We start from the raw sequence: 24487 nt of genomic DNA, 5'->3' as shown, positions 1-24487 counted from the left end.
ATGCGAGTCGCGCTCTTTGTCACCTGTGTCAACGACACGTTGTTCCCCCGGACCGGCCAGGCGGTGGTGACGCTGCTGGAGCGGCTCGGGGTGACGGTGGACTTCCCCGAGGAGCAGTCGTGTTGTGGGCAGGCGCAGTTCAACACCGGGTACCGCCGGGAGACGGAGCCGCTGGTGCGGCGTTTCGCGCGGGCGTTCCACGGCTACGACCACATCGTGACGCCCTCCGGTTCGTGTGCGGCGATGGTCAGGGACAACTATCCGAGGATCGGCGCGCGGGCGTCGGCGGAGGGGCGGGATCGGGGCCTCGCCTCGGTGGCGGCGTCGGTGGTGCCCAGGACCTACGAGCTGACGGAGTTCCTGGTCGATGTGCTGGGGGTGACAGATGTGGGCGCCTACTACCCCCATGCGGTGACCTACCACCCGACCTGTCACGGGCTGCGGATGCTGGGGTTGGGTGAGCGTCCACGTCGGCTGCTGTCGGCGGTGCGGGGCCTCGATCTGGTGGATCTGCCGGGCGCCGAGGAGTGTTGCGGTTTCGGGGGCACGTTCGCGATGAAGAACGAGGCGGTGTCGGCGGCGATGGGCGCGGACAAGGCGCGGCATATCGAGGGGACCGGGGCGGCGGCGGTGTGCACGGTGGACAACTCCTGCCAGATGCACATCGGCGGCACCCTCTCCCGGCTGGGTTCTTCGGTGCGCCCGGTGCACCTCGCGGAGATCCTCGCCAGCACGGAGGATGAGCAGTGGTGAGGGCGCGGGTGCGGGCCACGGCTTCGGGCGGCGAAGGGACGACACGGTGAGTGGGACGTATCTGGGGATGCCGGCCTTCCCCACGGCGGCGGCCTCGGCGACGCGGGACGGGCAGCTGCGGGCGAATCTGACGCACGCCACGCACACGATCCGCGACAAGCGGGCGCGGGCGGTGGCGGAGCTGCCGGACTGGGCGCTGCTGCGGGAGGCCGGTGCGGCGATCAAGGATCGGACGCTGCGGCATCTGGACGGCTATCTGGAGCGGCTTGAGGCGGCGGTCACGGCGGCCGGCGGCCAGGTGCACTGGGCCGAGGACGCCGAGGCGGCCAACCGGATCGTCACGGATCTCGTGCTGGCGACCGGGGAGCGCGAGGTCGTCAAGGTGAAGTCGATGGCGACGCAGGAGATCGGGCTGAACGCCGCGTTGGAGCGCGCCGGGGTGCGCGCCTACGAGACGGATCTGGCCGAGCTGATCGTGCAGTTGGGGGACGATCTGCCCTCGCACATCCTGGTGCCGGCCATTCACCGCAACCGCACGGAGATCCGCGACATCTTCCGGGAGCGGATGGCGGAGTGGGGGCGGGCAGCGCCCGAGGGTCTCTCGGATCGGCCGGCGGATCTGGCGGAGGCCGCGCGGCTCCATCTGCGGCAGAAGTTCCTGGACGCGAAGGTGGCGGTCTCGGGGGCGAACTTCATGGTGGCCGAGACGGGCACGATGGTGGTGGTGGAGTCCGAGGGCAACGGCCGGATGTGCCTGACGCTGCCGGAGACGTTGATCTCGGTGGTGGGCATCGAGAAGGTGGTGCCGAGCTGGCGCGATCTGGAGGTGTTCCTCCAGCTGTTGCCGCGCTCGTCGACGGCCGAGCGGATGAATCCGTACACGTCGATGTGGACGGGTACGACGGACGACGACGGGCCGCGCGCCTTCCATCTGGTGCTGTTGGACAACGGTCGCACGGACACCCTGGCCGACACGGTGGGGCGGCAGGCGCTGCGCTGTATCCGCTGTTCGGCCTGTCTCAACGTGTGCCCGGTGTACGAGCGGGCCGGCGGGCACGCCTACGGCTCGGCCTACCCGGGGCCGATCGGCGCCATTCTGACGCCCCAACTGCGGGGGGTGGGCAGCGAGTTGGACGCGTCGTTGCCCTATGCCTCGTCGCTCTGCGGGGCGTGTTACGAGGTGTGTCCGGTGGCCATCGACATTCCGGAGGTGCTGGTGCATCTGCGGGAGCGGGTGGTGGAGGGCGGTGAGGTGACGCGGAACGGGCGGCGGGTGCGGATCAGGCCGGCGCGCGGACACGCGGCGGAGCGGGCGGCGATGCGGGCCGCGCGGTGGACGTTGGACCATCCGGGGGTGCTGCGCGCGGGGCAGCGGCTGGCGGGCCGGATGCGTGGCCTCCAGCCCCGGCGGCTGCCGGGTCCCGGGCGGGCGTGGACGGCGTCGAGGGATCTGCCTCCGCTGCCGGCCGAGCCGTTCCGGGAATGGTGGCGCAGGACGCGGGGCGAGCAGCGGGAGGCGGGCCGATGAGCGCGCGTGACGTGGTGTTGGGGCGGGTGCGTCGGGCGCTGGCCGATGTGCCCCGCGAGGAGACGCCGGAGCAGGTGCCGGTGGCGCGTTCGTACTTGGACAGCCACGCTCCGGCGGACGCGGTGGAGCTGCTGGCGGAGAACCTGGCGGACTACCGGGCGTTGGTGCACCGGGCGACGGCGGCCGAGCTGCCGGGGCTGATCGCCGGGCTGTTGGCGGCGCGGGAGGCGCGTTCGGTGCTGGTGCCGGTGGGGCTGCCGGAGAGCTGGCTGGCCGCGGCCGGCGGGGTGCGGCGGGTGCCGGACGAGGCGTCGGCGACGCCGCACGCGCTGGACGCGGTGGACAGCGTGGTGACGGGCTGCGCGGTGGCCATCGCCGAGACGGGGACGCTGGTGCTGGACGCCGGCCCCGACCAGGGCCGACGGCGGATCACCCTGGTGCCCGACCACCACATCTGCGTGGTGCGGGTGCCGGAGCAGGTGGTGGAGTCGGTGCCGCAGGGGCTGCGGCGGCTGGTGCCCGAGCGGCCCCTGACCTGGATCTCCGGCCCGTCGGCGACCAGCGACATCGAGCTGGACCGGGTCGAGGGCGTGCACGGTCCGCGCCGCCTTGAGGTGGTGCTCCTCGCCGGGTAGGGGGCGAGCGGGCCCCGGGGTTCGCGGACACGGCCTAGGTCGATGGGTCCTGGCGGAACCGGGGCTCGGGTCCGTTACCGGGGTCGGGGGCGGTGCGTAGCGTCGGGGGGCATGGACGAGACGCGGAGGCAGGACCAGGTGCGGAACGGCACGTTGGACGAGGGCTTGGCGCGGCTGCACCGCACGGGCCCCGAGTTCGTCGGCTGGTTGAGCAACCACGGCCCGATGGCGGTGGAGGCGCTGGTGCGCCGGGGCCAGGGGCGGCGGGTCCACCGCTGGATCGACGCGTATCAGCGGCGGTTGGAGGAACGGCCGGCCGCCCAGGGGCGGATCACGGCGGAGAACTGGCGGGCACGGCTGGGCGACGCGCGGTATCTGACGGACTGGTCGGTGTTCTTCCGGGAACGGCTGGCCGAGCGGCCCTGGCCCGAGGTCCTGGCGGAGTGGTGGCCCCGGCTGCTGCCCGGCATCGCGGGCGGGGCGACGCATCCGGTGATCCGGGTGGGGCACGCGGTGCGGGTGCTGTTGACGGACGGTTCGACGGAGCCGAGGGTGGCCGAGCTGGCGGAGGGCCTCGGCTACTGGGCGGCGCGCCACCAGCCGCTGCCCCGGGGGCGCACGCCGCTGCCGACCGGTGCCGCCGACCCGGCGGCGGCGTTGCGCGCGGTGGTGCCGGTCGCCGACCGTTCGGGCGGGATCAACCACAGGTTGGGGCAGCTCGCGGGGCTGCCGGCGTGGGAGCGTGCCCTGCCGACGGATCCGACGGAGGCGCGGCGCGGGTTGGCGGAATTGGTGCGGGCCGCCGCCGCGTACTACGCGGGCCACGCCCACGGGGAGCCGGTGATGTTGGTGCACGCGGTGACGGCGCCCAACGCGGTGCTGCGGACGCTGCCCGCGCTGCCGCCGGCGCTGTGGCGGGAGAGCGTGGGGGCGGCCTGGGCGGCGAGCGCGGCGGTGGTCGCGAGCTACGCCCCGCCGGGCGGGCCGGCGACGCCGCCGTCCGGCGCGTCCCTCGACGCGGCGGAGATGTTCGATCGGGCCGCGGAGCACGGGGACGAGCATGTGATCAAGCTGGCCGACACCCTGTGGGATCTGTGGGAGGCCGATCCTGACGACCCGTTGCCCGGGGTGGCGGCCAGGCGCGCGGTGGAGCTGGTCACGCCCGAGGGTTGACTTCCTCGCCGCCCTGAGGGGCGGCGATTCCCGCCTACCGCGCCGTCAGAGGCTGTGGTGTCGGGTGGGTTCCTGCTTCGCTGCGCGGTGCCGGGACGGGTCCCGGTCTTACCCGCGCTCCACAGGCTGACACGGCCAGTCCGGCCGCCTTGGCGACGTTGACCGCCGCGTTGATGTCCCGGTCCAGGACAGCCCCGCACGCCCCACACGTCCACACACGGACGTGCAGCGGCTTCGGACCGTCCTTCACGCCGCACCGCGAGCACACCTGAGATGTGGGCTCGAAGCGGCCGATCTCCACGAAGGTGCGCCCGTACCGTGCGGCCTTGTACTCCAGCATGTTCACGAACGCCGACCATCCGGCGTCGTGGACGGACTTGGCCAGGCGCGTGCGGGCGAGTCCCTTCACCGCCAGGTCCTCCACGGCGACCGCTTGGTTCTCGCGGATCAGCTTCGTGGAGAGCTGGTGGTGGAACTCGCGGCGCGCGTCGGCCACCTTCGCGTGAGCGCGGGCGACCTTCAGCCGGGCCTTGTTCCGGTTGCTGGAGCCCTTCTCCTTGCGGGAGAGGTTCCGCTGTGCCTTCTTCAGGCGCTTTTCGGCCCGGCGCAGGAAGCGCGGGCTGTCGACCTTCGTCCCGTCGGAGAGGACCGCGAAGTGCCCGAGCCCGAGATCGATGCCCAGCTCGGGCACGACCTCGGGAAGGACTTCCTGCGGACCGGTCTCCACGACGAAGCTCGCGAAGTACCCGCACGCGCTGTCCTTGACCACCGTCACCGTCGAGGGCACGGAGGGCAGCGTCCGCGACCACTTCACCTTGACGTCGCCGATCTTCGGCAGGCGCAGCTTCCCGCCGGTCGTGATCGACCAGCGGGCGTTCGCGGTGAACCGGACCGAATGTCGCGTGTCCTTGCGGGACTTGTACCGGGGTGCGCCCATGCGCGGGCGCTTGCCCGCCAGCCCGTCGAGGAAGTTCCGGTACGCGGTGTCCAGGTCGCGGAGGGACTGCTGGAGGACGACCGCCGACACGTCGCTGAGCCAGGCCCGTTCCGGGGTGTTCTTGGCCTCGGTGATCAGCGACTTCGACAGGTCACCGGTCTTCGGGAACGGCATGCCTTCGCTGCGGGCGGTCTTGCGAGCGCGGAGCGCGTCGTTGTAGACCACCCGCGCGCACCCGAACGCCCTCGCTAACGCGCTGCGCTGACCGGTGCTCGGGTACAGGCGGAAGCTGTACCGAAGCTGCATGGGGATCATGATACACAGTTGGTTTATGGGTATCGATGAGAACATTCGAACAGGTCGTCACTGTGTCTTCCGCATGCATGTCCACTTGGTTTTCGTGACGAAGTACCGGCACTCCGTCTTCGCCGACCGACACCTGACGCGGTGTGAGGAGATCATGCGCGCCGTGTGCGAGGACTTCGAGGCCGAGCTGGTCGAGTTCAACGGCGAGGCCAACCACGTCCACCTCCTCGTGAACTTCCCGCCCAAGGTCGCCGTGTCCAGGCTGGTGAACTCCCTCAAAGGCGTGTCCTCGCGCCGCCTCCGCCAGGAGTTCCCCGACCTCGTGCGCCACTACTGGCGAGCACAACGACTCTGGTCCGGCTCGTACTTCGCCGGTTCCGCCGGCGGCGCACCACTCAGCATCGTGAAGCAGTACATCGAGCAGCAGAACCGGCCGCTCTGACCTGGGCTGAGGTGAACAGTGCGGATCCATACACACAGCCGAGGCCAGAGCAGCTCTCAGATTCGCTTCACCACCGGGCTGAAGCCCGGTGCACTGCGAATAGTCCCGGTAGCGAGCGCCGGGGAGTTGACGTTTCGGCGTGGCCGAGAGGCGACCGGCCCGGGTGCGGGGGCGCTGACCTGGTGGACGCCCGGCGGGGCGCCGGCGGGGCGGGTCCGGCCGCCGGCCGATCAGCCGGCGGGGTCGAAGAGGTCGTAGGCGCGCTGGTCGAAGAGCACGAAGCGCAGCTCGGCGAAGGCGCCGCCGACGGCGGCCCGGCGCGCGGCGGCAAGGGCGATCCGCGCGGCGTCCTCGACGGGCCAGCGGTAGACGCCGGTGGAGATCGCCGGCAGCGCCACGGTGGCCGCGCCGAGCTCCTCGGCGACGCGCAGCGACTCGCGGTAGCAGGAGGTCAGCAGCGCCGAGCGGTCATCGGCGGCGGAGTGGACGGGGCCCACCGTGTGGATCACCCAGCGGGCGGGCAGCCGGCCGGCGGTGGTGGCGACCGCCTGGCCGGTGGGCAGGCCACCGCCGAGGTGGCCGGCGCGCAGTTCGCGACAGGCGGCGAGGATCTCGGGCCCGCCGGCGCGGTGGATCGCGCCGTCCACCCCGCCGCCGCCCAACAGCGACGAGTTGGCGGCGTTCACCACCGCGTCCACGCGTTGCCTGGTGATGTCGCCGCGTACCCGTGTGATCACCGCCATCCCCCCATGATGGCATCGGGGGTGGGGAGGGACTAAGCGGGCTGGTCGGTGGCCCAGCGCAGCCCGCCGAGCAGATGGGCGCGGAAGGCCGGGTCGTCGAAGGACTCGGAGGTGTGGCCGAGCGCGGTGTAGAAGGAGCGGCCCCCCGCCAGGGTGTGGCACCACGCGAGGGGGTGGTCGGCGCCCATCCCGCCGCCCTCGTAGCTGCTCTCGTCGGCGCTGGCCAACACCCGGACGCGGGGGCGCGGGTTGCTGGTGAAGTTGTACCACTCGTCGGTGAACTCCCAGCGCTCGGGCAGGTGCGCGGTGGCGGGGTGGTCACGGTCCTCCACGACGACGACGCCGGGCTGAAGCGCGGGGTGGCCGTCGAAGACGGCGCCGACCACGTTGCTGCCGAACCAGGGCCAGTCGTACTCGGTGGTGGACGCGCCGTGCACGCCGACGAAGCCGCCGCCGTCGGCGAGGAGGGCCCGCAGCGCGGCGCGGGAGTCGTCGGTGAGGATCTCGCCGCTGGTGGAGAGGAAGACGACGGCGCGGGCCCCTGGCAGGGCCTGGGCCAGCTCGTCAGGGTCCTCCGTCGCGGTGACGGCGAACCCCGCCTGGGCGCCCAGATCGTGGAAGGCGGCGACGCCGTCCGGAATCGAGTCGTGACGGAATCCGGTGGTTCGGCTGAAGACGATGATCCGCTGAGCACTCATGCCGCCATCGTAGAACGCGCTTACCGCGCCCGACCGGGCGCGCCGACCCGCTGCCGCCGCACGCCGCCAACGGCCGTGTCGCGGTGGGGAGATGCCCGTGCGCACGTCGGTCGGTCGTCCCGCCGACGAAGCTGTCATGGGCACGAACATTCGGGGCACAGAAGTACGAGTGAGCCCTTATCCCGGGCCTATTCCCCCGTTGGCCCTTCCCTTCGCCACCGGTGGGGCCTCATGATCTTGAGCGACGTTGAGTGAGGAGTACCGATGCCCCGTGAACAAGTTGCCCGGGTCTTCCTTCAGCAGGCCCGGGCCTGTGGTCGCCTCGGCTCGCCGCTGTACGCCGCGCTGCTGGAACGGGCCGCGGGGGACATCGAGAGGGGCGGGCCCTGCGCGGACGCGTTGCTGGGGCATCACACGGCGCACCTGGACGACGCGTTGCCGCTGCGGCTCCTCGGCGGGGCGCACGCGCTGGCGCTGACCGGGCGGGCCCCCGAGCTGGCCGCGCACCTCCCGAGCGCCGGCGGCGCCCTCACCCCTGGCCTTCCCGACGCGGCCTGGCCGGCGCTGCGCGCGGCCATCGCCCAGGAGCCGGAGTGGATCGCCCGGTGGCTGACACGCCCGCCGCAGACCAACGAGGTGGGCCGCGCCAACCTGTTGCTCGCGGCCCTTCTGCACATCGTGCCCAGTGCGCAGCTCCCGGTGCGGATCTTCGAGTTGGGGTCGAGCGGCGGTCTCAACCTCCGGGCGGACCAGTTCCGGTACGAGGCGGAGCGGTTCGCCTGGGGCCCGCTGGACGCGCCGGTGCGGCTCACGGACGCCTGGGCCGGCGGCGTACCAGGATGGTTGCGCGCCGGCGCGCGCCGCCACCAGGCCCTGCGGATCGTGGAGCGGCGCGGTTGCGACCTCGCCCCCATCGACCCGCTGTCCACCGAGGGCTCGCTCACCCTCCGGGCCTATGTCTGGCCCGACCAGGTCGCCCGCATGGAGCGTCTTGAGGGCGCGATCCGGGTCGCGGCCAAGGTGCCGGCCACGGTGCAGTCATCCGGCGCGGCCGAGTTCCTGTCCACGGTGGACGTCGAGCCCGGCACGTTGACCGTCGTCTGGCACTCGGTGATGCGCCAGTATGTCTCGGCGGACGAATGGGCCGTCGTGGAGGGCGAGTTGGCGCGGCTGGCCGGGGCGGCGACGCCCGAGGCCGGGTTCGCGCACATCGCCTTCGAACCCGGCGTCCGGGGCGGTGACGCGGCCTTCTGGCTGTCGGTGCGGGTGGGGACCGAGCCCGAGCAGCCGCTGGCGACCGCTCACCCGCACGGCGTACCGGCCCGATGGCTGGGCGCTGACGGATGACGCACGATGGGCCCATGGCACACGCGATGCGGTCAGAGGAATGGCGGGCGTTCGTCACCGACGGCACCCGCACCGGCAAGCTCTCCACCGTGACCGAGGACGGCCACCCGCATGTCGCCCCGGTGTGGTTCGTGCTGGACGGCGACGAGGTGGTCCTGACCACGGGCAAGCGTTCGGTCAAGGGGCGCAATCTGGCCAGGGACGGCCAGGTCGCCTTCTGTGTCGACCAGGAGACCCCGCCGTTCGGCTTCGTGCTGCTGCGCGGACGCGCCGAGTTGAGCGAGGACCCGGACGAGCTGCGCACCTGGGCCACCCGGATCGCCGCCCGCTACATGGGGGCCGACCGCGCCGAGGAGTTCGGGGCCCGCAACGCGGTGCCGGGCGAGCTGCTGGTGCGGATCAGGCCCGAACGGGTGGTCGCGGAGGCGGAGCTCACCGCCTGAGCCCCTCGCCGGTCCCCGAAGATCCAGAGGATCCGTTCGACAGGCCCTGGTCGAGCGCGTCTTCCGGGCGGTGCTTCCTCCCGAGCAGGGTGCCTATGAGGACAGCGCCGAGCGTGAGGAGGGCGGCAGCGACGGTGAGGGCGAGTGAGAAGCCCGCCGTCGCGGCGTGCAGGGGATCGCCCTGGGCCGCCAAGGCGTCGCCGCGGCGCGAAGCCAGAGCGACGAGCACCGCCACCCCCACGGCGCCGCCGACTTGTTGAACGGAGCTCAGGACGGCCGAGCCGAGTCCGGCGTTCTCCTCGGTGGTGCCCGTGAGCGCGGCGACGGTCAGGGCGGGCAGACTCAGTCCGCACCCGAGGCTCGTGACGAGCATGCCGGGGAGTACTCCGGAGGCGTAGCCGTCACCCGGTGCCAAGCCGGACAGCATCAGCAGTCCGGCCGCGCTGGTCAGGAAGGACATGACGAGGGCCGGGCGCACGCCGAGCCTGACCACCGCTCGGGAGGAGAGCCACATGCCCGCGAGGATGCCGGCACCGTAGGGCAGGTAGGCGAGGCCGGCCGTGAGCGGGCGGTAGCCCAGCACCGTCTGCAGGTGCACCATCAGCAGGAAGGCCATCGCGTACATGGCGGCGGAGAACAGCAGGGTCGTTCCATTGGCGACGGCGCGGACGCGGAAGGACAGGAACGACAACGGCACCAGCGGCTCGGCGGTCCTTGCCTCGGCCGCGACGAAGGCGACGGCCAGAAGCACGGCCAGCACCAGGGTCCCGACAGCGGCCGGGTCGCCCCAGCCGGCCTCCCCGGCCCGGAGCAGTCCGTAGACCAGGGACACCAGGGCACCGGTGCCGAGTACCGCGCCGGGTACGTCGAGGCGCACCGCGCGCCCGGCCCGGCTCTCGGGGACCAGGCGCGGGAGCAGCACAACGGCCGCGAGGACCACCGGCAGGTTGATCAGGAAGATCCAGCGCCAGGACGCCAGGCCGGTCAGCGCCCCGGAGATCACCAGCCCCATCGTGCCGCCGAGACCCGCGATGCCTCCCCAGAGGCCAAACGCCTTCGCGCGCTCCTCGGTACCGGGGAACAGCAGCGTGATCAGTGCCAGCGCGGCCGGGCTGGCCATGGCCGCGCCCGCGCCCTGGACGAACCGTCCTGCCACGAGCTGCCAAGGCTCCTGCGCGAGCCCGCAGACCAGGCTCGCCGCACCGAACAGCGCCACGCCGGTCAGGAAGACACGCCTGCGGCCCAGCAGGTCAGCCATGCGGCCGAACAACAGCAACAGCCCGCCGAAGGCGAGGAAGTAGGCGTTGACGACCCAGGACAGGCCCGCGGCGCTGAAGCCGAGATCCTCCCTCATGCTGGGGAGCGCCACGCTCACCACGTTGTCGTCCAGGACGAGCATGAACTGTACGAGGCACAGCACTACCAGGGCCGGCCCGCGGCGCCCCAGAGCGTTGGCGGTGACTGTGGTGCGTACCGACGTCATGCCGAGCGTCCTGTCCTCGTCAACGGCCCCTGTGCACTGCGGTAACGCCCATGGCGCGGTGGGTGATCGATCGACATGCGAATGACGCTATGCACCGGCTGCACTGACCGCGATGCGCTACCGGGCCTTGTCGTGTCGCGTTGAGGACATAGGCTGAGGCCATGACCAAGGCCGTCGTGGGAGCCGTCCCGCCCGGGGTGGGCGCAATCGTCGTCGGAAACTTTCCGTTGGCGTACGGGCAGTGGTTCATCCCGCACAGTCACCCACAGCACCAGTTGGTCTGGGCGCGGCGCGGTGTGCTGGGCGTCGCCGTCGACGACGCCTACTGGGTCCTGCCCCCCACACGGGCGCTGTGGCTGCCCGCGGGGGTGGTCCACCGGACCGGCGCGACCCGCGAGGCGGTGCTGTGCGGCCTCTACTTCGAACCAGACAGATGCGACGTGGACTGGGCGGACCCCACGCCGGTCGGCGTCGACGGGCTGCTGGCCCACCTCATCGCCTACCTCAGCCGCGAAACCCTCCACGACGACGCACGGCTACGCGCCGAGGCGGTCGTCCTGGATCTGCTGCGCCCCTTGCCGGCCACCCCCATCGATGTCCCGCACCCCACCGACGACCGCGTGCGCGCCGTGGCCGACGCGCTGCTCGCCAACCCCGCGGACGCACGGAGCCTGGAGGCGCACGCACGGGCCATCGGGGTGAGCCGACGCACCCTGACCCGCCTGTTCGTCCACGACACCGGCATGCACTTCGACCGCTGGCGCACCCATGTGCGGTTGCGCGCCGCACTTCCCCTGCTCGCCGAGGGCCAGCCCGTTTCCCGGGTCGCCCACACCGTGGGATACGCGACACCGAGCGCCTTCCTCGCCGCGTTCCGGCGAACCGTCGGCACTTCCCCGGGGCGCTACCTCAAGGGTGACACCTCGTTCGACGCAGCGGCCAAGCCCGACCTGCTCGCCGGCCAAGCGGGCCAGCCCGACCTCGAACGCCACCGGGCCGCACCCCCGGCGGGGTGATGGTCCCTCATCCCGCGGTGAAACCTCGCGCTGAGCGCCCACGACCACGGAACCCCGTGGAATCGATCATCTAGGCTCGGCCCCATGCCTCCCGCACGCTTCAAGGACCTGGCTCTGGACGCCGTCGATCATCAGGCACTCGCCGACTGGTGGTGCGCCGCGCTGGGATACCGGCGCCGCAACCAGGAGGAGGACGGGCGCACCTGGCCGCCCGAGTGGCCCGTCCCGATCCACGACCCCGAGGGCGAGGGCCCGCTGATCTGGATCAATCCGGTGCCGGAGGCCAAGTCGGGCAAGAACCGGATGCATCTCGACGTGCGGGGCGACACCGGGGAACTCCTGGCGCTTGGCGCCGCCCTGCTCCGCACGAACGAGGACGCCACCGCCACCTGGGACGTGCTCGCCGACCCCGAGGGAAACGAGTTCTGCGTCTTCCCCCCGGAACCACCGCTCGTGGCACCGCCCAAGGTGCGTTAGCCGGCGCGTCCCGCCGCGGCCCGGCGTGACACCATCGTGCCCGGCAGGCGGCGCGGACGGCGCGGCGCGGCGAGCGTGGGGAAGGCGGGCATCGGTGACGCAGCTGATCGACACCGTGGCATGGGTGCACCTTCGGGATGGGCACATCCTCGGTGCCCGTTCCAAGGGGAAGGACGTTTTCTATATCCCCGGTGGCAAGCGTGTCCTGGGCGAGAGCGATCTGGAGACGCTCGTCCGCGAGGTCCGGGAGGAGCTGACAGTGACCGTCGACCCGGACACGGCGCGCCATGTCGGCACCTACACCGCACCCGCCCACGGGCATCCGGCAGGCACCCTGGTGCGGATGGCCTGCTACACGGCCGACTACCGGGGGACGCTGACGGCCAGCAGCGAGATCGAGGAGATCGCCTGGCTGGCCTTCACCGACCGGGAACGCACCGCGCCCGTGGACCACGCCGTCTTCGACGAACTGGCGCGGGACGGCCGGCTGCGCTGAACCACCAGGCGGACGCGGGGGCCGGGGGCCCGGCCGCGAGTACCATGGGCGGACTGCTGGCGGAAGGGCGGGCGAGGTGGCCGGGGCACGGATCGACGGGCGGGTCGAGCGGGGGAACCAGTCCCGCCGGCTGGTGCTCGGAAGGACGATGGAGATCGCCTCGGTCGAGGGCCTGGGCGGCCTCTCCATCGGGCGGATCGCCACCGAGCTGGGCCTCAGCAAGAGCGGGGTGTTCGCCCTCTTCGGCTCCAAGGAGGAGTTGCAGCTCGCCACCGTCCGGGCGGCCAAGGCGGTCTTCGCTGACCGGGTCGCGCGCCCCGCCGACGCCGAGCCGCCGGGAACGGGGCGGGTGTGGCGGGTGTGCCGGAGCTATCTCGACTATTCGCGTGACCGGGTCTTCCCCGGCGGCTGCTTCTTCACCACGGTCTCCGCCGAGTTCAGCGCCCGCGCGGGCGCGGTCAGGGACGCGGTGGCCCAGGCCAGGGGCGAGTGGATCGACTTTCTGCGGAGCCTGCTCGAAGAGGCCAAGCGGGTCGGGCAGTTGGCCGAGGCGTGCGATGTGCCGCAGCTGGCCTTCGAGTTGGCGGCGCTGATGGAGATGGCCAACGCCGACTCCGCGCTGCACGCGGACGACGACGGCTACCAACGAGCCGCCGTCGCCATCCGCGCCCGGCTGGACGCCTCGGCCACCGCCGAGGGCGCGCTGCCCGCCGCTTCCTGAGGTTCCGGCCCGGCGGAGGGTTCAGCGCACCGGGTCGCCGGTCGCGGTAACCGCGGTGAACGCGGTGAGCGCCTCGATCACCTCGGGGTCGGCGAGGATCCGGTTGTGCCCGAGCCCCTGGGTGAACAGCGCGTCGGCCCGCGCGGCGTAGGCGGCGTGCACCGTCCGTCCCTGCGCGACGGGCACCACCCGGTCCTCCTCGTCGTGGACCACCATCAGCGGGACGGCGAGCCGCTCGGGCCGGTGGTGCACGGAGAGCGTGCTCAGGGCGTCGACGGTGCCGGGGAAGTAGCGCCGTTCTATCAGCTGACGCAGCGCCAGGTTGACCCGGGGGCGCAGTCCGAGGTGGGCGCAGAACCCGTCGAGGACCTCGCCGAAGTCGCCGGGCGCCCCGACCATGACCAGCCGGTCGGCGGCCATGCCCTCGGCCAGCGTGTACCAGGCGGCGAGGCCGCCGAAGGAGTGCCCGAGCACGGTGGAGAACGGGCCGTGGTGGCGTTCCAGCTCCCCGATGATCCGGCGGACCTCGGGCAGGTCGCTGCCGGTGCCGCCGGACGCTCCGTGTCCCGGCAGGTCGAAGGCGACCACCGCGTGGCCGCGCCGCCGCAGCGCCTCGACGAGCGGCGCGAAGCGGGAGGCGCGGTACTGCCAGCCGTGGACCAGCAGCACGGGTCGGGGCGAGTCGCCCCAGCGGTAGACGGCCACCGGCACGCCGGCGACGGTCAGGCGCTCGTGTTCGGCGGCGGCCAGGGTGGACTCCTCGGCCGGCCGGACGGGAACGCGGCTCCGGGGCCGCCGGAAGAGCCGGAGCGCGCCTCGGGCGGCGAGGCCGGGAGCGAGACGGGCGGTGGTGTTCAGGGTCGCGCCAAGCACGGCGAGGCCGAGCCGCATGGGTGGTCTCCTCGGTCGGGGGGTGCGCCACCCGCATATATTAGCACGACCGTTCGCACAGTTTCGTGGCCGGTTCGGCGCCCCCGGACACCGCGAGGAGCGGCTGTCAGGGGGTCAGTTCCACCGTGGGCTGGCCGGGTTCGGCCGATGCCGCCCCGGGGTCGGCGGAGGTCCTCGCGTCCCGGCGCACCAGGGCGGCGTACCGGCCGTCCCTGGCGAGGAGTTCGGCGTGGGTGCCGCGCTCGGCGATCCGGCCGCCCTCCAGGAGCACGATCTGGTCGGCGTCGCGGATGGTCGAGAGCCGGTGCGCGATGGTGATCACGGTGCGTCCGGCGGAGAGCGCGTCGATGGCGCGCTGCACCGCGAGTTCGGTGCGGGTATCCAGGGCGCTGGTCGCCTCGTCGAGCACCAGCACCGGCGGATCGCGCAGGATCGTCCTGGCCAGCGCGAGGCGCTGCTTCTCCCCGCCGGAGAAGCGGTAGCCGCGCTCCCCCACCACCGTGTCGTAGCCCGCCGGGAGCGCGGCGATGTGGTCGTGGATCTGGGCGGCGCGGGCGGCGTCCTCGATCTCCGCGAGGGTCGCCTCCGGCTTGGCGAAGCGCAGGTTGTCCGCGATGGAGGCGTGCAGCAGGTAGGTCTCCTGGGAGACCACGCCCACCGCCCGGGCCAGGGAGGCGAAGTCCAACTCCCTGACGTCGACGCCGTCGAGCGTGACCCGACCGTCGGTGACGTCGTAGAGCCGGGGCACCAGATAGCCCAGGGTGCTCTTGCCGGCGCCCGTCGCGCCGACCACGGCGAGGGAACCGCCGGCGGGGACGGTGAGGTCGATATCGCTGAGGGTGGCCGGCGCCTCGGCGCCGTAGTGGAACGAGACCCGCTCGAAGGCGATCTCCCCCCGGGCGCGCCCCAGCGCGACGGGCTCGGCCCGTTCGGTGATGTCCACCGGCAGGTCGAGATACTCGAAGACGCGTTGGAACAGCGCCAGCGACGCCTGGATGTCCACGCCGGTGGACAGCAGCGAGACGGCGGGGCGCAGCAGCCCCTGCTGGAGGCTGACGAAGGCGACGAGGGTGCCGATGGACGGGGCCGAGCCGCCGAGCTGTGTCATGGCGCCGGCCGACCAGTACAGCAGCGGCGGGATGGCGCCCATGATCATGCCGATGGTGGCCATCCGCCAGCGCCCCGCCATGCTGGCCCGCACCTCCAGCGCGACCAGCTTCTCCGACTCCTCGGTGAAGCGTTCGGTCAGCGCCTCCGAACGGCCCATGGTGCGGCCCAGCAGGATGCCGCTGACCGACAGCGACTCGGTGACCATCGCGGCCATCGCCGCCATCTGCTTCTGACGGTGTCCGGTGATCCGCTTGCGCTCCCGGCCGACGCGGCGCGCGATCCAGACGAAGAACGGCAGCAGCGCGAGGGACACCAGGGTCAGCCGCCAGTCCAGCGCCAGCATGGCCACCAGGGTCGCGGTCACCGCGGTGAGGTTGGAGACCAGGGAGGTGGCGGTGGAGGTGACGGTGGCCTGCATGCCGCCGATGTCGCCGGCGATCCGGGACTGCACCTCGCCCGTGCGGGTCCTGGTGAAGAACGCCAGCGGCATCTGCTGGAGCTTGCCGTAGACGGCGGCCCGCAGGTCGTGCATCACGCGCTGGCCGACGGTGGTGGAGATCAGCGTCTGGAGGACGCCGAAGACGCTGCTGGTGACGGTCGCCGCGATCATGCCCAGCGCGAGCAGCGTCAGCAGATCGGCCCGCTGCTGCGGCAGCGCGACGTCGATGACCTCGCGGAGCAGGAACGGGGAGGTGACTCCGACCAGCGAGGAGGCGCCGACGAGCAGGCCCACCACGGCCAGCCGGCCTCGGTAGGGGCGGAAGAGTCGGACGATGCGGCGCAGCTGTGCGGGTTGGGCGGGCTCGACGGGGGCGCCGGGGTGGGGCGGCCCTGAGGGTTCTGGTTGGGGCATGGCTCCTTCGAGGGGGCGGGGGTGCGACGATCCTCCAGCCTACGACCGAGGCCCGTCTTCACGCTGCCCTTCGCGCAGGTCGGTACAGGTGCCCCGGCCGGGCGGGACGTGCGGACGGGTGGCCGGCGGGTGGGCTCGCGTGTTACCAAGAGCCATGCCCTCTCGCTCCCGGTATGACGTGGTGATCGTCGGGGGTGGCCACAACGGACTGGTGGCCGCCGCGTATCTGGCCCGGGCCGGCCGACGGGTGGTGGTGCTGGAGCGGTTGGACGCCGTGGGCGGCGCCGCCGTCTCCGGCGCCCCGTTCCCCGGGGTCGCCGCCCGGCTGTCCCGCTTCGCCTACCTGGTCAGCCTGCTGCCGCAGCGCATCGTGGGGGACCTGGGGCTGCGCCTTGAGCTGCGGCGGCGTCCGTTCGCCTCCTACACCCCGACGACGCGCGGGGGGCGGCCGACCGGGCTGCTCGTCGGCGACGGGGAGCAGCGGGTGCGCGACTCGTTCGCCCGGCTGACCGGGGACGAGCGGGAGTACCTGGCCTGGCGGGAGTTCTACGCCGCCACCGGGCGGCTGGCGGGCCGGGTGTTCCCCACCCTGACCGAGCCGCTGCCGAGCCGGGCGGAGCTGCGGGCCAGGGTCGACGACGCCCCGCTCTGGGAGGCGCTCTTCGAACGGCCGCTGGGCGAGACGATCGAGAAGCGGTTCACGGACGACCTGGTGCGCGGGGTGGTGCTCACCGACGCGTTGATCGGCACCTTCTCGGATGCCCACGACCCCTCCCTGGCGCAGAACCGCTGCTTCCTCTACCACGTGATCGGGCAGGGCACCGGCGACTGGGACGTGCCGGTGGGTGGCATGGGCGCGGTGACCGACGCGCTGCTCGGCGCCGCCCTCGCGGCGGGCGCCGAGATCGCGGTCGGCCACGAGGTGACGGAGCTGGCGACGGACGGGCGCACGGTGGAGGTGACCTATCACGCCGACGGGGGCGAGGGGCGGCTCGGCGCGGACCAGGCGCTGGTGAACGCCTCCCCCAGCGAGCTGGCCCGGCTGCTCGGCGAGCCGGCGCCGCCGGCCCCCGAGGGGTCCCAGTTCAAGGTGAACATGCTGCTCACCCGGCTGCCCGCGCTGCGGGACCCGGCCGTGGACCCGCGCGAGGCGTTCGCCGGGACGTTCCATATCGCCGAGGGGTACGGGGAGTTGGCGACGGCGTACGCCGAGGCGGCCGAGGGCCGGCTGCCGTCGAAGCCGCCGAGCGAGGTGTACTGCCACTCGCTGACCGACCCGTCGATCCTCCCCGCCGACCTGGCCGCCGCCGGCTACCAGACGTTGACGCTGTTCGGGCTGCACACCCCCGAGCGGCTCTTCGCCGGCGACGGGCAGCGGCAACGGAAGGTGCGGGACGCGCTGTTGGCCGCGACGACGCGGGCGCTCGACGAGCATCTCGCCGAGCCGATCGCGGACTGCCTGGCGGTGGACTCGGGGGGCCGGCCCTGTGTGGAGGCGAAGACCCCGCGCGATCTGGAGCGCGAGCTGCGGCTGCCCGGCGGCCATATCTTCCACGGCGATCTGGCGTTCCCCTGGCGGGAGACCGGGCGGGACGGGCCGGGTGACCGCTGGGGGGTGGCGACCGGCCACCCGAACGTCCTGCTGTGCGGCGCCGGCGCGGTGCGCGGTGGCGGGGTCAGCGGGGTGGGCGGGCACAACGCGGCGATGGCGGCGCTGGGGCGGTGAGCCGCCTCCTCAAGGGGCTGAGCGGGCGCGGCACGAGGAGGTCGGGCACTGGCTGAGCCGCCGGTGGGTGTCCGCGTCGATCCGGTGCCGCTCGTCGACGGGGAGTTCGCCCCGGCCGGCGAGCCGCGCGCGGGCGTGGTCGACGAGCGTGGCGTGGCCGGCGAGGCGCAGGACGCGGGCGCCTCGGGCGGCGAACTCCTCGGCGAGGCGCCCCGCTTCGCAGCCGACACCCAGGACGCGGGCGCCACCGGGATCGCCGGCCGGGGCCGGCAGCGCAGGCCGCCCGGCGTGGGCGTTGAGCGGGCCCATGGTCGGCGTGGTCGCGGAGCCCCGGCGGGGCCCCGCCGCGGGTTCAGCGGCGGCCGTCGGTCGGGGGCCGGCGCGGCGGCGGGGCGGTGGAGTCGCGGAGCACCACATGGGTGCCGAGGAGGGCGCGTTGGTCGGCTACGGAGACCGTGCCGGCGCCGAGCCCCAGGGCCAACCGCACGGCGGTGCGGCCGAGTTCGGCGTAGGGCACGTGGACGGTGGTGAGCTGGGGCAGCATGTCGGTCGCGCAGTCGGCGTCGCCGTAGCCGACCAGCGAGACGTCCTCGGGGACGCGGCGTCCCGCGGCCCGGAGGGCCGCCAGCGCGCCGGAGGCGGCGGGGTCGGTGACGGCGAAGACGGCCGTGAAGTCGGCGCCGCCGGCCAGCCGGCGGGAGAGCCGGTCGCGCGCCTCGGCGCGCCCGAGGCCGCCGCCGGCGAGCAGTTCCGAGCGGAACGGGACGTCGAAGTCGGCCAACGCCCTGCGGTAGCCGGCCAGTCGGCCGGCGGTGGTGGAGGTGGTGTCGGTGGGGCCGAGGAAGAGGATGCGTCGGTGTCCCTGGACCAGCAGACGGCTGACCACGGCGTAGGCGCCGCCCTCGTTGTCGTACTCCACCACGGTGGCCGGCGCCGCGTCGTCGGGGGCCGGCCGTCCGCAGAAGACCAGCCGGGATCCGGAGGCGGCGAGCGAGCCGGCGATATGGGACAACTCGGCGTGGTGGCGCGGGTCCTGGGATCCGTCGCCGATGAGGACGACCGCGCCCGCGCCCTGTTGGCGCATGGCCCGCAGCACGGCGCGCTCGCGTTCCCGCTCGCCCTGGGTGGTGCCGATCAGACAGCTGCGGCCGTTGCGGGCGGCCTCCTCCTCGGCGCCGTGCGCGATCCTGGCCACCGGCTCCTGGCGCAGGTCGTCGACGACGAGGGCGATCGTCGGGACGGCGTGTCCGCGCAGGGCGCGGGCGTGGGTGTTGGCGACGTAGTCGAGTTCCTGAACGGCTCTCAGCACCCGTTGTCGGGTGCGTTGCGCCACCGGGTAGTTGCCGGCGAGCACCCGGGAGACGGTGGCCATCGAGACATCGGCGGCCCGGGCGACCTGGCGCAGCGTGGTGGGTCCTGAGGCGCCTCGGGACATCAGGACGTTCCCGGGCTCGGACGGACTAACGGATGTGGTGGACATGACCAACCCTCACGATTCATTGGTCTGGACATGACGAAAACCTCGCAGTAACGTCAGACTTGGTCTAGACCGCGAAACTCCCCTTTTGGAGCGCTCCTCCCCCACAACCTCCGGGAGCGAAGAATGCGCAAGAAACTCCTCACCGCCGCGACCGGCGCCGGTCTGGCCCTGGCGACGGTGTTCGCCACGGGCACGACCGCCCAGGGCCACGGCTACACCACCAGCCCGTCGAGTCGCCAACAGCAGTGCGCCCAGGGCGCGGTGGACAACTGTGGCGCGATCGTCTGGGAACCGCAGAGCGTCGAGGGCCCCAAGGGCTTCCCCGGCGCTGGACCCGCCGACGGCACCATCTGCTCCGGCGGCAACAGCCGGTTCGCCGAGCTGGACGACCCCCGTGGCGGCAACTGGCCGGCCACGAACCTCTCCCCCGGCCAGAACGTCACCTTCAGCTGGACCTTCACTGTGGGTCACAGCACCAGCGAGTTCGACTACTACATCACCCGGGACGGGTACAACCCCTCCCAGCCGCTGACCCGGGCGGACCTGGAGCCCCAGCCGTTCCTGACGGTGCCGCTGAACGGGGCTCAGCCCGGCGACACGCAGCATCACCAGGGCACGGTGCCCCAGAAGTCCGGCCGTCATCTCATCCTGGCCGTCTGGAACGTCGCCGACACCGGTAACGCTTTCTACGCCTGCTCGGATGTGAATCTCTGACGCCTCCCGTTCGGGTGTGCACGGGTTTGACGCGGGTGCGTGGGGAGGAGCGCACACTCCCCGCGCACCCGCCGCCTCCGACCGGCCGGGGCACCCGGCGCGCTCCTGGCACCGAGGGTCCCGGCCGGACCTGACCACGGCTCAGCGCAGCCAGGGATAACTCGCGACCAACGGGGTCCGCTCCCACCACGCGCCCAGCCCCCAGACCCGGCCCGCCGAGTAGAGCGCCGCCACGATCATCACGCCGGCGTAGACCACATGGGCGTCGATCAACGGGTTCGGCGACATGGTCGGCGAACCGTCCGACGCGTGCCGGGCGATCGGGAACTCGCCGAGCCACAGCATGAGCATCATCAGCGGGCCGGCGAGCGCGGTGACCCGCAACCCTATGCCGAGCACCAGGGACAGCCCGATACCCGCCATGCCGCCCATGTAGAGCCAGTCGATGATCATCTCACCGGCCCACGAGTGGAAGGTCGACTCCAACGGGCCGGCCGACACCGAGGCCAGATAGCCCCGCGCCGGAGAGCCGCCCCGGAGCCAGGCGTTCTCGGACGAGGTCGCGTACCCGAGGCCGAACGTCTTGTCCAGGAAGGCCCAGAGGAAGATCCCTCCGGTCACGATCCGCAGCACCGCCAGGGTCTTGAGGGCCCGAGACGCCTCGACACCATCAGGCCGCCCGTCGACGGAGGAAGAACTCGCCCGAGGCGAGGAGAACCGCACGTTCATGCTTTCACTCCTTGTGTGGAAGGCCGCGCCCAACAGGTCCTGCTCACGGCTCCACCACCGCCGCGGGCTCAGTTCCCGAAACAAGAACGTCGTTCTCATAGACCGTGAGGTAGGACGAAACGGCCGGTTCCTCCCCCAACCCCTGATAGGACCAGTCGTTCTCCGGATCCCAGCCGGGACCGCCCGTCATCCGGAACTGCACCTCGGCCCGGTGCGCCGACTGTCCGCCCGGGTAGATCGAGCGGCCCGCGCAGGCCAGTTCCGCGTAGTAGAGGTCTCCCGCCGCCCGGACGATCGAGCTCTCCAACTCCGGGCACTCGTGATAGCCGGAGGTCAGGGCGATCCCCTCGGGATCGACCCCCTCGTCGAGGGTGAACCAGTAGCGCACCGAGGTCTGTTCGAGCGAACGGGCCGGGAAGGCGGACACGTTCCGCACGGTCGCCCGGATCTCCGTGAAGGTGTCGCCCGTCCCGTTGGTACCGGCCTCGACATAGATCTCGTCGCCGTCCGGCTCCTCGACGGGCGGGAAGCCGGGCAGCGGCGCGCCGCCGTACACCCGCGTCAGATAGGCCAGGGCACCGGAGAACCCGGCGTTGTAGTCGGTCGCCACCTCGTTGGCCACATAGTCCAGGCGGTCGTCCTCATAGGCGTCGTCCGGCGCCGAAGGACCGCCCACCAACGCGCCGTAGAGCACATGACGGCTGGCCTCGGGCACGGTGAGCTGATCCGTCCAGGAGCCGTGCGCGGTCCGATGGTGCGGATCACGGGGCGGATCCTCCCCGAACCCCACCACATAGCTGGCGCCCCGGGGATTGTCACCCAGCGCGTAGTCGATCTGGCTCTCTCCGAACTCGCGGTAGTGCGCGGCCCGTTCGGAGTCCGTCTCCGCCAGCCAGTCCGAGTACAGCAGGGCGACGAAGGAGGTGTTGGCGGCATACCGCAGCGAACCCCAGGTGTCGAGCACGGCCTGGCCGCCCGGTGAGTACCGGACGCGCTCGCCGTTCACCCCCACCGTCCAGTAGTCGAGCCAGCGGTTGGCGTCCGCCACATACTTCGGATCGCCCGTCTCCATCGCCAACAGCGCGTAGGCGCCGTAGGACTTGTCGTCCCAGGCGAGCGTCCACCGATAGCTGCGCAGCTCCGACTGCGGCTCGGTGGCCAGCGCGTCGTACTCGGCCTCGGCCTTGGCCAGATAGCCGGCGTCCCCGGTCGCCTTGTACAACCAGTAGGCGCCCCAGACCAGTTCGTCCTGGTAGCCGGACCAGGAGCGGTAGAAGTCGCCGGCCGGCACGCAGTCCGAGTAGACGCCGCGGTGCTCGTCCGCGAAGGCGTACAGCTGCTCCGCGTGCTCCACCAACTCGGCGGCGTAGGCGGGATCGTCCTCGGCGAACAGCAGCGACGAGGCGGCCATCGCCGCCGCCGTCTCGGCCGCCACATCCGAACCGGGGCAGTCCGCGTCCACCCGGTAGGCCGGCCGCGCCATCGGCATCACCTCGGCCGGCCCCCACCACTGGTGGTCCGCCGCTCCGTCGCCGACCTGCGCGTAGAGCACATCGGGCTCCGGGTGCGCCCGGATGAAGTAGTCGTTCACCCACCGCAGGTTGCTCTTCAGATACTCCGACTGCCCTGCCTGCTCGTACCCCTCACCCGCGGCCAGGCCGCCCCACGCCAGCAGCGTGGTCGAAGCGGCCATCGGCAGACCGAACTTGACGTGATCGCCCGCGTCGTACCAGCCCCCGGTGAGGTCGAGCCCCACATCGGCGCCGTCGTCGAGAGCGGAGTCCCCGCGCCAGCTCACCCGGTTGTCCTCGGGCAACTCCCCCGAGCGCTGGGCCTCGTAGAAGAACATCGACTTCTGCAGCGCCTCCGCATAGGCGAACTCCGGCGCGGCCACCTCGGCGACCGGCTCCGCCCGCGCCTCCCCGCCGCTCGGCGAGAGCAGCAGACCGGCACCGAGCGCGACCGTGGCCAACACGGCGACCCGAACGCGCCCACGCGCCGACCGGCGCCCCGGTGGTGACATGCGGTGACTGACAAGGTGAGGAGACATCGGTGGCTCGATCCTGGGGGTCCGAAGGAGAACCGCCGCCGGGTGGTGACCGTCTCACACCCCTAGGGGTGATCGACGGTCGGATTGGGAGCGCTCCCACCCGGCGACGGCAGCCTCATACTGCAAGGAGGTCATGCCCTCGTCAAGCTTTCTCTCACGAGGTGGAACCCATCGGTGGAGAGCGGCGCCCACGCCCCCCACCCCTTACCGCGGTCCGGCGAACGGATCGCCGGACCACCGGGGCCGAGACCCCGGTTGACGCCGTTTCGCCCCCGCCCGTCCCTGACGGGGGCGAAACGGCCGGATCCCGCTGCCCACCGGACAACCCCCTCCCGCAGGGGGTCCGGAGCGGCTGACACCACGGTGGAGAGCGGGTGTTCACCATCGCCGTCGAGGTCCGAGGGCGACCGGTCCAGGGCGGACCGGTCAGCCGACGCCCCGGCTACGGCGGTTGAAGTCGCTGCGCCTGTTGACCTCGCGCACCCGAAGCCGCAACAGCGGGGCGAGATCCTGACCCGGCCCGGAGCGGGCCGTCCCGCACGCCCCACCCTCGGGGGGTTCGGCGCGTTCGACGGCGCTGACCCCACCCGCGGCCTCGTCATCACTCCTGAGCACCCGGCGTACGCCGGTGGAACTGTCGGGGGGTGGCATGTTGGCCGCCCTTCTCGTTTCCTGGTCAACGATCCGAGAACCACCACCGCATGGGAGGCACCTGCCGCCTCTGGGTGGGAGCGCTCCCACTTGGTGGTTGACCTCATAGTGGAAGCACAGCCAGGCGCCGTCAACCGCCCGCGCATTCTTTTCTCAAACAAAGTCAGCGATGACAGACGTGCCACCCCGCCCGGGCCGTGCGGAGGGTGAACGCCGCACGGCCCGGCGGGGGTTGGTACGGACCGTTGACGGCCGGGGCGCGTTCGAGCTGTGGAGTCAGCCGATCAGCGTCGGTGGGTGCGGGGCGGACGGACGCCGGGGATCGTCCGGGGTCGGCCGTGGCCGGGCGTTGCGCATCCGGATCGCGCTGTGGCCGAGGCTGCTGCCGACGGCCGCGTCCCAGAACGGCCAGAGGTTGTCGTAGAGCCGCAGTTGGATGCCGGCCGCGCGGTGCAGCGCGAGCAGGTCCCCCACGCGTTCGGCGGGACCCAGCGGGGCGACCTCCTCCCTGGCCACCAGGGCGTGCGAGTTCGGTGCGCCGCTGGGGCGGAAGGGGGCGGCGGGCAGCCGGTAGGCGAAGAGTTCGACCTGTTGCAGGGCCGGCAGCCAGCCGTACTCGATGGCGTGCACGCGCTCGCCGCCGCCGTCGCCGATCAGGCGACGGCGGTCGGCCCGGGAACTGCTGGGCCGGGCCCAGACCATGGCCCGGGGGCACTGCCGGGGGAACCAGTAGTCCGGGGCGCGGGCGGCGTCGACGGCCCAGACCAGGGCCTCCATCCGCTGGGCGCTGGCCGACAGGTGCGGGCGGAAGATTCGGATGTCGGGATCCTCGGAGAAGTGGAGGACCTCACCTGTTGCAGGTCGCATGATCACATCCTCGCAGCGATCAGGGGACCCGACCGCGCCTCCTCGCGGCCACCACCGGCATCGCCGAATCCCGGCGACCGCCGCCTGGTCGACCGGTGTTTTTCAGCCATCGGACCCGACCACGACCACACCACCAGGAGTCCATACGACCACCACACCGAGGACACAGACGAAGCCGGGGGAAGCGCCTCCCGCCAGGGGAAAAACCCGTTGATTTT

The 24487-nt window shown here is 72.4% G+C and carries 25 protein-coding genes; 13 read left to right on the top strand and 12 right to left on the bottom strand.

Features of this window, described 5'->3' with window-relative positions; genetic code table 11:
* The 4 genes from K4G22_RS31365 (at position 1) to K4G22_RS31350 (ending at position 4089) form a co-directional block, all read left to right on the top strand.
* Complete coding sequence (locus tag K4G22_RS31365) at positions 1–753, top strand: (Fe-S)-binding protein (protein ID WP_228083859.1); 753 nt, start codon at positions 1–3, stop codon at positions 751–753.
* Between the two features lie 46 nt (positions 754–799).
* Positions 800–2281 (top strand): lactate utilization protein B, encoded by a 1482-nt coding sequence (locus tag K4G22_RS31360; RefSeq protein WP_228084289.1) that lies wholly within the window; start codon positions 800–802, stop codon positions 2279–2281.
* Entirely contained in the window at positions 2278–2916 is a 639-nt protein-coding gene (locus K4G22_RS31355; protein ID WP_228083858.1) for a LutC/YkgG family protein, read from the top strand. The genes K4G22_RS31360 and K4G22_RS31355 overlap by 4 nt, the downstream gene beginning before the upstream one ends.
* A 111-nt stretch (positions 2917–3027) precedes the next feature.
* Complete coding sequence (locus K4G22_RS31350; protein WP_228083857.1) at positions 3028–4089, top strand: questin oxidase family protein; 1062 nt, start codon at positions 3028–3030, stop codon at positions 4087–4089.
* Positions 4090–4123: 34 nt separating this feature from the next.
* On the opposite strand, the gene K4G22_RS31345 is transcribed toward K4G22_RS31350, so the two are convergent.
* Complete coding sequence (locus K4G22_RS31345) at positions 4124–5332, bottom strand: RNA-guided endonuclease InsQ/TnpB family protein (protein WP_228084288.1); 1209 nt, start codon at positions 5330–5332, stop codon at positions 4124–4126.
* Between the two features lie 25 nt (positions 5333–5357).
* Here K4G22_RS31345 and tnpA point away from each other — a divergent pair, with 25 nt between their 5' ends.
* Entirely contained in the window at positions 5358–5774 is a 417-nt protein-coding gene (gene tnpA / locus K4G22_RS31340; RefSeq protein WP_228080575.1) for an IS200/IS605 family transposase, read from the top strand.
* Between the two features lie 230 nt (positions 5775–6004).
* Here the strand turns inward: tnpA and K4G22_RS31335 are convergent, their stop codons facing one another.
* Together K4G22_RS31335 and K4G22_RS31330 are read right to left on the bottom strand one after the other, a co-directional pair.
* The gene (locus tag K4G22_RS31335; protein ID WP_228083856.1) at positions 6005–6517 is read right to left on the bottom strand and encodes an O-acetyl-ADP-ribose deacetylase; all 513 of its coding nucleotides are present in this window, start codon (positions 6515–6517) and stop codon (positions 6005–6007) included.
* 32 nt (positions 6518–6549) lie between these two features.
* Positions 6550–7215, bottom strand: a complete 666-nt coding sequence (locus K4G22_RS31330; RefSeq protein WP_228083855.1) for a ThuA domain-containing protein — start codon at positions 7213–7215, stop codon at positions 6550–6552.
* A gap of 264 nt (positions 7216–7479) precedes the next feature.
* Here K4G22_RS31330 and K4G22_RS31325 point away from each other — a divergent pair, with 264 nt between their 5' ends.
* Complete coding sequence (locus K4G22_RS31325) at positions 7480–8562, top strand: DUF2332 domain-containing protein (RefSeq protein ID WP_228083854.1); 1083 nt, start codon at positions 7480–7482, stop codon at positions 8560–8562.
* A gap of 14 nt (positions 8563–8576) precedes the next feature.
* Positions 8577–9005 (top strand): PPOX class F420-dependent oxidoreductase, encoded by a 429-nt coding sequence (locus K4G22_RS31320; RefSeq protein WP_228083853.1) that lies wholly within the window; start codon positions 8577–8579, stop codon positions 9003–9005.
* Here K4G22_RS31320 and K4G22_RS31315 read toward each other — a convergent pair.
* Positions 8995–10488 (bottom strand): MFS transporter, encoded by a 1494-nt coding sequence (locus tag K4G22_RS31315; RefSeq protein ID WP_228083852.1) that lies wholly within the window; start codon positions 10486–10488, stop codon positions 8995–8997. The two genes, K4G22_RS31320 and K4G22_RS31315, sit on opposite strands and share 11 nt — an antisense overlap.
* 161 nt (positions 10489–10649) lie before the next feature.
* On the opposite strand from K4G22_RS31315, the gene K4G22_RS31310 reads away from it, so the two are divergent.
* From K4G22_RS31310 to K4G22_RS31295, 4 genes are all read left to right on the top strand, one after another.
* A complete protein-coding gene (locus K4G22_RS31310; protein WP_228083851.1) occupies positions 10650–11504 on the top strand; it encodes an AraC family transcriptional regulator in 855 nt (284 codons plus the stop codon).
* An 84-nt stretch (positions 11505–11588) separates the two neighbouring features.
* The gene (locus tag K4G22_RS31305) at positions 11589–11981 is read left to right on the top strand and encodes a VOC family protein (RefSeq protein ID WP_228083850.1); all 393 of its coding nucleotides are present in this window, start codon (positions 11589–11591) and stop codon (positions 11979–11981) included.
* A 94-nt stretch (positions 11982–12075) separates the two neighbouring features.
* Entirely contained in the window at positions 12076–12477 is a 402-nt protein-coding gene (locus K4G22_RS31300) for an NUDIX hydrolase (protein ID WP_228083849.1), read from the top strand.
* A gap of 76 nt (positions 12478–12553) precedes the next feature.
* Positions 12554–13198 (top strand): TetR/AcrR family transcriptional regulator, encoded by a 645-nt coding sequence (locus K4G22_RS31295; protein ID WP_228083848.1) that lies wholly within the window; start codon positions 12554–12556, stop codon positions 13196–13198.
* Positions 13199–13219: 21 nt separating this feature from the next.
* Here the strand turns inward: K4G22_RS31295 and K4G22_RS31290 are convergent, their stop codons facing one another.
* Positions 13220–14089: an alpha/beta hydrolase gene (locus K4G22_RS31290; RefSeq protein WP_228083847.1), complete on the bottom strand. Its 870-nt coding sequence runs from the start codon at positions 14087–14089 to the stop codon at positions 13220–13222.
* A gap of 106 nt (positions 14090–14195) precedes the next feature.
* A complete protein-coding gene (locus tag K4G22_RS31285) occupies positions 14196–16052 on the bottom strand; it encodes an ABC transporter ATP-binding protein (RefSeq protein ID WP_228083846.1) in 1857 nt (618 codons plus the stop codon).
* A 154-nt stretch (positions 16053–16206) separates the two neighbouring features.
* On the opposite strand from K4G22_RS31285, the gene K4G22_RS31280 reads away from it, so the two are divergent.
* On the top strand, positions 16207–17778 hold the full coding sequence (locus K4G22_RS31280; protein ID WP_228083845.1) for a phytoene desaturase family protein: 1572 nt from the start codon (positions 16207–16209) through the stop codon (positions 17776–17778).
* A gap of 9 nt (positions 17779–17787) precedes the next feature.
* Here the strand turns inward: K4G22_RS31280 and K4G22_RS31275 are convergent, their stop codons facing one another.
* Positions 17788–18087: a class I SAM-dependent methyltransferase gene (locus tag K4G22_RS31275; protein ID WP_228083844.1), complete on the bottom strand. Its 300-nt coding sequence runs from the start codon at positions 18085–18087 to the stop codon at positions 17788–17790.
* 43 nt (positions 18088–18130) lie between these two features.
* On the bottom strand, positions 18131–19258 hold the full coding sequence (locus K4G22_RS31270) for a LacI family DNA-binding transcriptional regulator (RefSeq protein WP_228083843.1): 1128 nt from the start codon (positions 19256–19258) through the stop codon (positions 18131–18133).
* Positions 19259–19381: 123 nt separating this feature from the next.
* Here K4G22_RS31270 and K4G22_RS31265 point away from each other — a divergent pair, with 123 nt between their 5' ends.
* Positions 19382–19972, top strand: coding sequence for a lytic polysaccharide monooxygenase auxiliary activity family 9 protein (locus K4G22_RS31265; RefSeq protein ID WP_228083842.1), 591 nt, complete (start codon positions 19382–19384; stop codon positions 19970–19972).
* 141 nt (positions 19973–20113) lie between these two features.
* On the opposite strand, the gene K4G22_RS31260 is transcribed toward K4G22_RS31265, so the two are convergent.
* The 4 genes from K4G22_RS31260 to K4G22_RS31245 form a co-directional block, all read right to left on the bottom strand.
* Entirely contained in the window at positions 20114–20701 is a 588-nt protein-coding gene (locus tag K4G22_RS31260; RefSeq protein ID WP_228083841.1) for a hypothetical protein, read from the bottom strand.
* Positions 20702–20744: 43 nt separating this feature from the next.
* Positions 20745–22724: a glycoside hydrolase family 9 protein gene (locus K4G22_RS31255; protein ID WP_228083840.1), complete on the bottom strand. Its 1980-nt coding sequence runs from the start codon at positions 22722–22724 to the stop codon at positions 20745–20747.
* Between the two features lie 453 nt (positions 22725–23177).
* The gene (locus K4G22_RS31250) at positions 23178–23402 is read right to left on the bottom strand and encodes a hypothetical protein (protein WP_228083839.1); all 225 of its coding nucleotides are present in this window, start codon (positions 23400–23402) and stop codon (positions 23178–23180) included.
* Positions 23403–23678: 276 nt separating this feature from the next.
* Positions 23679–24269, bottom strand: coding sequence for a DUF6886 family protein (locus K4G22_RS31245; RefSeq protein ID WP_228083838.1), 591 nt, complete (start codon positions 24267–24269; stop codon positions 23679–23681).
* Positions 24270–24487 lie beyond the last annotated feature (218 nt).

Source organism: Streptomyces profundus, assembly GCF_020740535.1.
Taxonomy (GTDB): Bacteria; Actinomycetota; Actinomycetes; order Streptomycetales; family Streptomycetaceae; genus Streptomyces; species Streptomyces profundus.
This window is presented reverse-complemented; position numbering and strand designations above follow the sequence as displayed.